Here is a 9,562-nt window from a genome sequence, read left to right as displayed (position 1 = left end):
CGAACCCGGAAGCTAAGCCTCTCAGCGCCGATGGTACTGCAGGGGGGACCCTGTGGGAGAGTAGGACACCGCCGGACTTCCTTTAAGTCGAAATGGCCACCCAAAGCTGGGTGGCCATTTCGCATTTTCGGGTACTTTTACCCTGAGGAGGACAGTCATGTCGACGGACGACGCGAACGAGCGCAAGGGCAACGAAGGGCGCTCGGGCGACCGCGCGTTCGGACGTGGACAGTCCTCCGGCGGAGGGTCAGCTCCTCGAGGTGACCGTCCGTTCCGTCGTGATGGCGAGCGGCCCGTTCGTCGTGACGGTGACCGCCCCTTCCAGCGCGACAGCGGGAGCCGTCCGCCGCGTGATGGCGATCGCCCCGTTCGCCGTGATGGCGATCGTCCGTTCCAGCGTGATGGCGGAAGTCGTCCGCCGCGAGACGGCGATCGTCCGTTCCGTCGTGACGGTGACCGCCCCGTTCGTCGTGAGGGCGACCGTCCCTTCCAGCGCGACGGCGGAAGCCGTCCGCCGCGCGATGGCGACCGTCCGTTCCGTCGTGACGGTGACCGTCCGGTGCGTCGTGAGGGTGACCGTCCGTTCCAGCGCGATGGGGGGAGCCGTCCGCCGCGTGACGGTGACCGTCCGTTCCGTCGTGACGGCGACCGTCCGGTGCGTCGTGAGGGTGACCGTCCGTTCCAGCGTGATGGGGGGAGCCGCCCGCCGCGTGACGGTGACCGCCCCGTTCGCCGTGATGGCGACCGTCCCTTCCAGCGCGACAGCGGAAGCCGCCCGCCGCGTGATGGTGACCGTCCGTTCCGTCGTGACGGCGACCGTCCGGTGCGTCGTGAGGGTGACCGTCCGTTCCAGCGTGATGGGGGGAGCCGCCCGCCGCGTGACGGTGACCGCCCCGTTCGCCGTGATGGCGACCGTCCCTTCCAGCGCGACAGCGGAAGCCGCCCGCCGCGTGATGGCGACCGGCCGTTCCGTCGTGACGGTGACCGTCCGGTGCGTCGTGATGGCGATCGGCCCTTCCGACAGGACGGCGACCGGCCGTCGTACCGCGGCGGTGAGTCCCGCGGATTCGGCGGCGGCGACCGCCGTCCGTCACGCGACAGCCGCCCGGGTGCCGGAGCGCCGCGTCGCTTCGATCGCGATGACGCGCGGGCCACGCGCCCGCCGCAGGACCAACGCGAACGCGGGCCCGAGCTGCCGGAAGACGTCACTGCGTACGACCTTCCGGGTGCGGCCCGCAACGAGCTGAAGACGCTCAGCAAGGACAACGCCGACAACGTCGCACGTCACCTCGCCATGGCGGCACGGATGATCGACGAAGACCCTGCGCTGGCCCACGCGCATGCCCTCGCCGCGTCGCGCAGCGCCGGCCGTGTCGGCGTCGTGCGTGAGACTGTTGCGATCACGGCCTATGCCGTCGGCGATTTCGCGCTCGCGCTGCGCGAACTCCGCACCCATCGTCGTATCACCGGCTCCGACGAGCAGCTGCCCCTCATCGTCGACAGCGAGCGCGGGGTCGGTCGCCCCGACCGCGCACTCGAGGAGGGACGCGCTGTCGATCGCTCCACCCTTTCGACGTCGGTGCGCGTGCAGCTGGCGATCGCGATGTCGGGTGCCCGCCTCGACCTGGGCCAGGCGGATCGTGCGCTCCAGGAGCTCGAGATCCCCGAGGCCGACCCCGACCGCGCCTTCGAGTGGAGCCCGGCGCTCTTCTCCGCCCGCGCGGCCGTGCTCGAGGAACTCGGTCGTCTCGACGAGGCCGCCGAGTGGGAGCGACGCGCGGAGATCGCCGCGGACGCGCTCGATGCCGCCGCAGGCGTGGCCGATCGCGAGGTGATCGTGGTCGAGGAGATCGACCTGATCGACGACGAGGGCGGGGTAGAGGTGGCATCCGCTGTCATCCCCGTCGCCGACGATGAGGCGGAATCCACCGGAGACGCGGAGTCCGTCGAAGAGATCCAGCCCGCCGACGTGACCGAGCGCAACGTCGACACCGCTGACGTAGCCGGCACCGACGCGGACGCCGCCGACTCCGCCACTGAGGACGACGAGGCGGGGGACGCACGATGATCTTCGGGCGCGGCAAAGCCGCCCCGACGCCGCTCGACGGAGTCGACGTCGTGCTCGCCGACCTCGACGGTGTCGTGTACGCGGGGCCGGGAGCGCTGCCGCACGCCGTCGACAGCCTGAACCGCGCCCAGCAGGAGGGGCGTCGCCTCGGGTACATCACCAACAACGCGTCGCGCACCGACGCGTCGGTCGCGGAGCACCTGACCTCGCTCGGTCTGCACGTGACGCCCTCCGATGTCACCACGAGCCCGCAGGCGGCGATGCGCCTCATGCGCGACCTCGTGCCGGCGGGGGCGACTCTCCTGGTCATCGGTGGCGAGGGACTCGTCGTCGAGGTGGAGAAGGCCGGGTTCGTCGTCACCCGCAGCGCCGACGACTCTCCCGCTGCCGTGGTGCAGGGGTTCTCTCCGGAGGTGGGATGGGCGCAGCTCGCCGAAGCTGCCTACGCCCTGGCGACGCCCATCGAAGAGGGCGGGATCCCCTGGGTCGCGACCAACACCGACTGGACCATCCCGCAGGCGCGCGGGATCGCGCCGGGAAACGGCACGCTCGTATCGGCGGTGCACACCGCCGTCGGTCGCCTCGCGACGATCGCCGGCAAGCCCGAGCGTCCGATCTTCGACGAGGCCGTCACCCGGACGGGAGCCGAGCATCCGCTCTTCATCGGCGACCGACTGGACACCGACATCCAGGGCGCGCTCACGGCCGAGATGAAGTCGCTGCTCGTGCTCACCGGCATCGACCGGCCCAAGCAGGTGCTCGCCGCACCGCCCTCGCAGCGTCCGGACTACATCGTGGAAGACCTCCGTCAGCTCTTCGAGCCGTATCCCGCGACCGTCGTCAAGGGCGAGCGCACCCGCGTCGGTGACGCGATCGTCGAGATCGACGGGGTCGACCTGCGCATCGTGTCGGCAGGGGACCGTCAGATCGATCTGCTGCGCGCCGGTGCCGCGGCCATCTGGAACTCCGGCCGCGCGATCTTCGGCTTCCGCGTTCCGGAGAGGCTCTACGCCGACCCGTTCCGCGTGCGCTGACCTCGGTAGCATGGCATCCATGTCGGACACCGCCCCGGATGCCGCTCCCGAGCTGATCGATCGGCTGCGTCTCATCGAAGAGCAGCCTCTCGACATGCGCGCGCAGGCCTTCGCCGCGCTGCACGACGAGCTCGCCCGCCGCCTGGAATCAGCTCCGAGCGACCCGTCGGCGCCGCGACCGTGACGGCGCGCCTCGACGCCGAGCTGGCCTCGCGCGGTCTCGCGCGATCCCGCTCCCACGCCGCCCAGCTCATCGCCGGCGGTCTCGTCTCCGTCGACGGCCGCGCAGTGGTGAAAGCCTCAGCGCCCGTCGGAGAAGACAGCGAGATCGTCGTCGCCGGCACCGACCACTACGTCAGCCGCGGCGCGCACAAGCTCCTCGCGGCTCTCGACGCCTTCTCCCTCGAGGTCGAGGGGTCCGTCGCGCTCGACATGGGCGCTTCGACGGGCGGATTCACGCAGGTCTTGCGGGAGCGGGGCGCTCGTCCCGTCCTCTCCGTCGACGTCGGGCACGGGCAGTTGTCCACAGTCGTGGCATCCGACCCCGACGTGGTGTCGGTGGAGGGGTATAACGTGCGGTTCATGACCGCCGAGAACCTCGCCGCCGCCACGCGTGTCGCCGAGCGCCCCCGCGTGGTCACCGGTGATCTGTCCTTCATCTCGCTGCACCACGTGCTTCCCGCGGTGGTGGCGACGGCCGCGCCCGACGCCGACGTCGTACTGCTCATCAAGCCGCAGTTCGAAGTCGGCCGCACCGCGGTGAAGGGCGGTCTGGTGACCGATCCGGCACTTCGCTCCGACGCGGTGCACGGAGTGCTCTGGGCGGCATGGGACGCCGGACTCCGCACAGCAGGACTCATCGCCTCGCCGATCGTGGGAACGCACGGCAACCAGGAGTACGTCGCGTGGTTCTCGGCCTCACGGGGCACCGACCCCTCACAATGGGAGAGCACCGTGACCCGACTGACCGGAAGCCGATGACCCCCAGCGATCGCCGTATCCTCCTCGTCGTCCACGCGCGCCGTGACGACACCGTCCACGCCGCCGAACGCATCCTCACCGCCGTGCGGGCCGCGGGCGCGACGCCGGTGGTGTCGGCCGAGGACCGCCCCGAACTCGCCGACCGTCTCTCGCTCGAAGGCGTTGCCACGCTCGGTGAAGACGTGAGCATCGACGAGGTCGAGCTCGCGATCGTGCTCGGCGGCGACGGAACGATCCTGCGGGCGGCCGAGATGGTCCGCGGCGGGACCGCCCCGATCCTCGGCATCAACATGGGCCACGTCGGCTTCCTCGCCGAGATCGAGCGCGACGACATGGATGACGCGGTGCATCGGGTGATCGCGCGCGACTACTCGGTGGAAGAGCGGTTGGCCCTCGCGGTGCGCGTGCTCGACGCCGATGACGAGGTCATCTTCGAGACGTGGGCGCTCAACGAGGCGACCGTCGAGAAGGCCAGCCGGGAGCGCATGCTCGAGGTCGTCATGGAGGTCGACGGACGACCGCTGTCGTCGTTCGGCTGCGACGGCATCGTCGTCGCGTCGCCGACCGGATCGACGGCCTACAACTTCTCGGCGGGCGGCCCGGTCATCTGGCCCACGGTCGAGGCGATCGCCGTCGTCCCCCTCTCAGCCCACGCGCTGTTCGCCCGGCCGCTGGTCGTGAGCCCCGACGCGATGGTGGCGGTCGAGGTGCTCGAGCGCACGAGCGGCAGTGGCATCCTGTGGTGCGACGGCCGACGCTCGCACGAGCTGCCCCCGGGTGCGCGCGTGATGGTGCGTCGTTCCTCGCGTCCGGTGCGCCTCGCCCGTCTGCACCCCGCCGCGTTCACCGATCGCCTGGTCCGCAAGTTCCGCCTGCCCGTCACCGGGTGGCGTGGAATGGCCGGAGGCGTCTCGTGATCGAAGAGATGCGTCTGCGCGACCTCGGCGTGATCGCCGACGCGACGCTGCCCATCGGCCGCGGCTTCACCGCGATCACCGGTGAGACGGGCGCGGGCAAGACGATGGTCGTGACGGGTCTCGGTCTGCTGTTGGGGGCCCGCGCCGACTCCGGCGCCGTGCGCTCCGGCGCGGCTCAGGCCGCCGTCGAAGGCGTGTGGCTCGTGCCCGAGAACGGCCCCGTCGCGGCGCGTGTGCGCGAAGCCGGAGGCGATGTCGAGCCGGTCGGGAGCGGCGACGCCGAGCTCTACCTCGGGCGCACCGTCTCGAGCGAAGGGCGCGGTCGCGCCACGGTCGGCGGCCGCACGGCTCCCGCCGGAGTGCTGGCCGATCTCGCGGACGATCTCGTGGTGGTGCACGGCCAGTCGGACCAGCTGCGGCTGCGCTCGGCGTCGGCCCAGCGCGACGCCCTCGATCGCTTCGGAGGCGAAGCGGTGACGGCCGCGCGCTCCGCCTATCGCGCGGCTTTCGACGAGTGGCGCGGCCTCGACGCCGAACTGACGACGCTCACGACGGACCGCGACGAACGCGCGCGTGAAGCGGAGCAGTTGCGTGCCGCGATCACCGAGATCGAAGCGATCGCCCCGCAGCCCGGCGAAGAGGACGAACTGGCCAAGCGCGCCGAGCGTCTCGCGAACGCCGAAGAGTTGCGGATCGCCGCGGTCACCGCGCACACCGCCCTGTCGAACGACGACGGTTCCCCCGACGTCGTGACCCTGCTCGCCGAAGCCCGTCGCGCGCTCGAGCGCATCGCCGCCAGCGACGACGACCTCGCCGCGATCGCCGAGCAGGTCGCCGAACTCGGCTACCGCGCGACGGACGCCTCGGTCGCGCTGTCGGGGTACCTCGCCGACCTCGACGAATCGGGTCCGCACGAACTGGCAGCCGTTGATGAGCGTCGCGGGGTTCTCGCCGCGCTCGTGCGCGCGCACGGGTCGGTCGATGCCGCGATCGGCCTGCTCGAGACGGGATCCGCCCGCCTCGTCGAGCTCGACGACGACGGAGACCGCCTCGAGAGACTCGCGGCGCAGCGCGATGCCGCCGCCGCCGAGCTCGACACCGCGGCCGCCGCCCTCACCGCCGCTCGAGAAGACGCTGCTCTTCGTCTCGGCTCGCTCGTCACCGAGGAGCTGCACGCGCTGGCCCTGCCCGACGCCACGCTCACGGTGCAGGTGAGCCCCGCGACCCCCGCCGCCCACGGGCGTGACGAGGTGTCGATCCTGCTCGCCCCGCATCCGGGTGCGGATCCGCGACCCGTGTCGCGGGGCGCGTCCGGTGGCGAACTGAGCCGGGTGATGCTGGCGATCGAGGTCGTGATCGCGGGGGTCGACCCCGTTCCGACCTTCGTGTTCGACGAGGTCGACGCGGGCATCGGAGGGGCTGCGGCCATCGAGGTCGGACGCCGTCTGGCGCGTCTCGCGGAGTCGTCGCAGGTGATCGCGGTCACCCACCTCGCGCAGGTCGCCGCGTTCGCCGGCAACCACCTCACCGTGGTGAAGGCGAACGACGGGTCGGTCACGGCGTCGAGCGTCCGCCGCCTCGACGGTGCGGAGCGAGAAGCGGAGATGGCACGCCTGCTCTCCGGCCTGAGCGACTCCGACGCCGCACTGACCCACGCCCGCGAGTTGCTGGAGACCGGGCGATCGCGATGACCGACGCCCCCGACGACGCGAGACAGGCGCCGCCGGAGGCGACGCTCGTTCCCGCACCCCAGCACACGCCGCTCTGGCTCGCGCTGTCGCGGCTGCTGGAACGACTCGAGGCATGGCTGCGGTCGCACGGCGGCCGTCGGCTGCGCACCGGCACCCGCGTGTTCTGGGCGGCGGTGACCGCGCTCGGCATTCTGCTCCTGGTCGGACCGGTCGTGAACGCCCCGCTGACCTTCGACGACATCACCTCGTCGGCGAAGGATGCGACCAGCACGTGGTTCGCGAAGGACTTCTCGGCTGAGTACGTCGTCGTTCGCGACGACGAGGGGCGGCTGGTCGCCCGTGTGGAGGAACGCTTCACGGCGGTGTTCCCCGACGACGTCGACGAGCACGCGATCGAGCGTGTCGTCGCCTCCCAGTACGAGGGTCATGATCTGGGTCCACAGCTGCGCGAGGCCAGGCTCGACGATGCGATCGTCGAGGCGCGCACGAGCGCCGGCCCCACCCGCACGACCTACACGATCGACGCCGGCGAGCGGCTCACCGGCTCCCATGACGTCGTGCTCAGCTACGACCTGCGCGACCTCGCCTACGACGACCGCGATCCGTCGTCGCAGCAGTCGTATCAGGTGCTCGAGTGGGACGTGTTCGGGCCGGACTGGCCGCACGGGGTGGCGGGGAGCTCTCTTCGCGTGAGCGTGCCGCGCGACCTCGCCGCGACCTACGCCCGTCAGCCCACATCGGGGATCGCCTGGCTGCTGGTGAGCGGGTCGACGACGTTGGAGCCAGAGGACGCGGCATCCGACCCCCTCGTGTACGAGGTCTCGAACGACCAGAACATCCCGCCGCACGGCTCGTTCTGGTTCACCCTGCGCTTCGCGCCCGGGACGCTCGCCATGCCGGGGCCCTCGCCTCTGTTCTACGTGCAGGCGTACGGTCCGTTCGTCCCGCTGCTGCTGCTCGCGGTGGGCGTGCTGTTCGCACTCGCGGCGCGAGCCGTCGCGTGGGGAGATGCGCGCGGGCGCGCCTGGTTCGTGCCCGAGTCGCAGCGACGCAGAGGCAGCTCGGTGGCGCTCGACGCGCGCCTGTGGGGCGCACGGCGGACCGCAGCGCTCGCCGAAGCCCTCGAGGCGTGGCGCCGCTCGCCGGAGAACCCACGGCTGACGCGGCGTCTCGCGCGGGCGGGCTATCGAGCGGGGCGCTGGGGCGATCTCGTATCCGCGGGTCGTGCGTTCCGCTTCTCGCCCGCGTGGCGCGCGCAGTTCGACGACGGCTTGCGGCGGGTTCCGCGGGGGTTCGTGCGCGACGCCTTCCTCGGCGGGGCGATCGCGCTGACCGCCCTGCAGTTCGGGCTCGCCCGGCAGCTGTCCCACCAACGCGCGCTGACGCTCGAGTGGTGGCCGCCGGTGGCCGCCGTCGCGGGAGCGATCCTCGCCGTCGCCGTCATCGCAATCGCACTGAGCGCCCGTCCGCTGACCCGCGAGGGCGCGCTCGCGCGCGAACACCTGCTCGGCCAGCGCCTGCATCTCGATCAGACCCTGGCCGCGGAGCGGTCGACGCTGCGCTCGGCCGATCTGCCCTACGTGGTGATGTTCGCTCGTCCGCGGGCAGCCGGCCGCCTCGTCCGAGACCTGTTGGCCCGGGAGGGCATCGGCCGACGAGCCGGAGCCGATCCGACGTTCTTCGGCGCGGGTCGGCTCGGCGTGCGCTTCGCCGCGATCGCCGTGGTGGGTGGAGCCGTCGCGCTCGCGTTCCTGACGGCGTCGCCGACGAGCCCGCCGCCCGATCAGAGCGACGTGGTCGACGATCTCGACGGGTCGTACGGCGTCGCCGTCACCGACGCCCGGTTCGACGCCACGCTCGTCCGCTCGGACGACGGCTCCGCGCGGCTCGACGTGGTGGAGCGACTGCGGGCGGACGTCGCGGCGCATCTGCGGGCCGTGCCCCAGGTCACGCGCGCGTGGCGCGACGTGGTCGACGGCCATGACCAGGGGCTGCGCGTGCAGGAGATCACCGTCGACGGTCAGGCGGTGCCCTTCGAACAGACGCGACGGATGGGGTACGCGGTCGTGCAGAGCCGGTTGCCCGACGACTGGGAGGGCGAGCACGACGTCGAGGTCCGGTACACGCTCGATCGCCCCGTGGTGGCGGCGCAGGCGGACGGGGCCGCCGTCGAAGAGCTCACGTGGACGGCGCTGATGCCGCGCTGGACGTGGACGTGGCAGCTCCCGGATCTCGAGACCGAGCGTCTGCGGATGAGCCTGACCCTCTCGGACGAGCTCGCCGACAGCCTCACCGACGGCTCGGGATGGCTCGACGAGACCCCGAACCGGCCCGACGAGCCGCCGATCCCGTTCGGCGACACGCTGCAACGCGGTGCCCAGGCGGTGGTGGCGTTCGACGAGAACGTCGACGACGAGTACGAGCCCGACAGCCTGTGGCCGGACGGCTACGGCGGCGTGCAGCTCCGCTTCGCGGAGGGGACGTTCGCCGCTTCGCCCGCACCGGGCATCGGCCATGCGCTGTGGATCGGTCTGCCGTGGGCGCTCGGGCCGGTCCTGGGGTCGCTCGCGGTGGTTCTGGGACTGGTCGGAAGCCTCGCGCGCAGCCGGATCGGTGTGCAACGCGACCTCGCACGATGGATGCCGCCCAGCCTGACGATCGCGCAGGTGTTCCTCGTGGGCTGGGCCGCGGGGGGAGCGTCGGACGACGACCCGATCCTGGCCGTGGTGCTCGTTCCGCTCATGGTGTCGATCGTCGTGGTGGTCTTCGCGTTCATCCGGACGCGCCGCACCTCTGCGGCGGGCGAGCGCCCTCGGCATCCGGCACGCCCGAGACGCAAGAGTGCGGCGACCCGCTGACCAGTTCTCACCA

The 9,562-nt window shown here is 71.8% G+C and carries 8 protein-coding genes and 1 rRNA gene; all 9 read left to right on the top strand.

Annotated features, from left to right (window positions below):
• Positions 1 to 77, top strand: a 5S ribosomal RNA gene (gene rrf / locus M3667_RS13140); the annotation flags it as partial.
• A 147-nt stretch (positions 78 to 224) separates the two neighbouring features.
• The gene (locus tag M3667_RS13135) at positions 225 to 1,247 is read left to right on the top strand and encodes a hypothetical protein (protein ID WP_251508616.1); all 1,023 of its coding nucleotides are present in this window, start codon (positions 225 to 227) and stop codon (positions 1,245 to 1,247) included.
• Positions 1,248 to 1,306: 59 nt separating this feature from the next.
• Positions 1,307 to 2,068 carry a hypothetical protein gene (locus tag M3667_RS13130; protein ID WP_251508615.1) on the top strand — a complete coding sequence of 254 codons (762 nt, stop codon included), beginning with the start codon at positions 1,307 to 1,309 and terminating at the stop codon, positions 2,066 to 2,068.
• A complete protein-coding gene (locus M3667_RS13125; RefSeq protein WP_251508614.1) occupies positions 2,065 to 3,102 on the top strand; it encodes an HAD-IIA family hydrolase in 1,038 nt (345 codons plus the stop codon). The genes M3667_RS13130 and M3667_RS13125 overlap by 4 nt, the downstream gene beginning before the upstream one ends.
• Before the next feature lie 19 nt (positions 3,103 to 3,121).
• A complete protein-coding gene (locus M3667_RS13120; protein ID WP_251508613.1) occupies positions 3,122 to 3,286 on the top strand; it encodes a hypothetical protein in 165 nt (54 codons plus the stop codon).
• Complete coding sequence (locus M3667_RS13115; protein ID WP_251508612.1) at positions 3,283 to 4,083, top strand: TlyA family RNA methyltransferase; 801 nt, start codon at positions 3,283 to 3,285, stop codon at positions 4,081 to 4,083. The genes M3667_RS13120 and M3667_RS13115 overlap by 4 nt, the downstream gene beginning before the upstream one ends.
• Positions 4,080 to 5,000, top strand: coding sequence for an NAD kinase (locus M3667_RS13110; protein ID WP_251508611.1), 921 nt, complete (start codon positions 4,080 to 4,082; stop codon positions 4,998 to 5,000). Before M3667_RS13115 ends, M3667_RS13110 begins: the two co-directional genes overlap by 4 nt.
• Positions 4,997 to 6,691, top strand: coding sequence for a DNA repair protein RecN (gene recN, locus M3667_RS13105; RefSeq protein WP_251508610.1), 1,695 nt, complete (start codon positions 4,997 to 4,999; stop codon positions 6,689 to 6,691). The genes M3667_RS13110 and recN overlap by 4 nt, the downstream gene beginning before the upstream one ends.
• Positions 6,688 to 9,549 (top strand): hypothetical protein, encoded by a 2,862-nt coding sequence (locus tag M3667_RS13100; protein WP_251508609.1) that lies wholly within the window; start codon positions 6,688 to 6,690, stop codon positions 9,547 to 9,549. The genes recN and M3667_RS13100 overlap by 4 nt, the downstream gene beginning before the upstream one ends.
• Positions 9,550 to 9,562: the final 13 nt, after the last annotated feature.

It is taken from the genome of Microbacterium sp. P26, from assembly GCF_023712585.1.
Classification (GTDB): domain Bacteria; phylum Actinomycetota; class Actinomycetes; order Actinomycetales; family Microbacteriaceae; genus Microbacterium; species Microbacterium algihabitans_A.
Note: the sequence above shows the minus strand (reverse complement) of the source record. Positions and strands in the feature narration are given on the sequence as shown.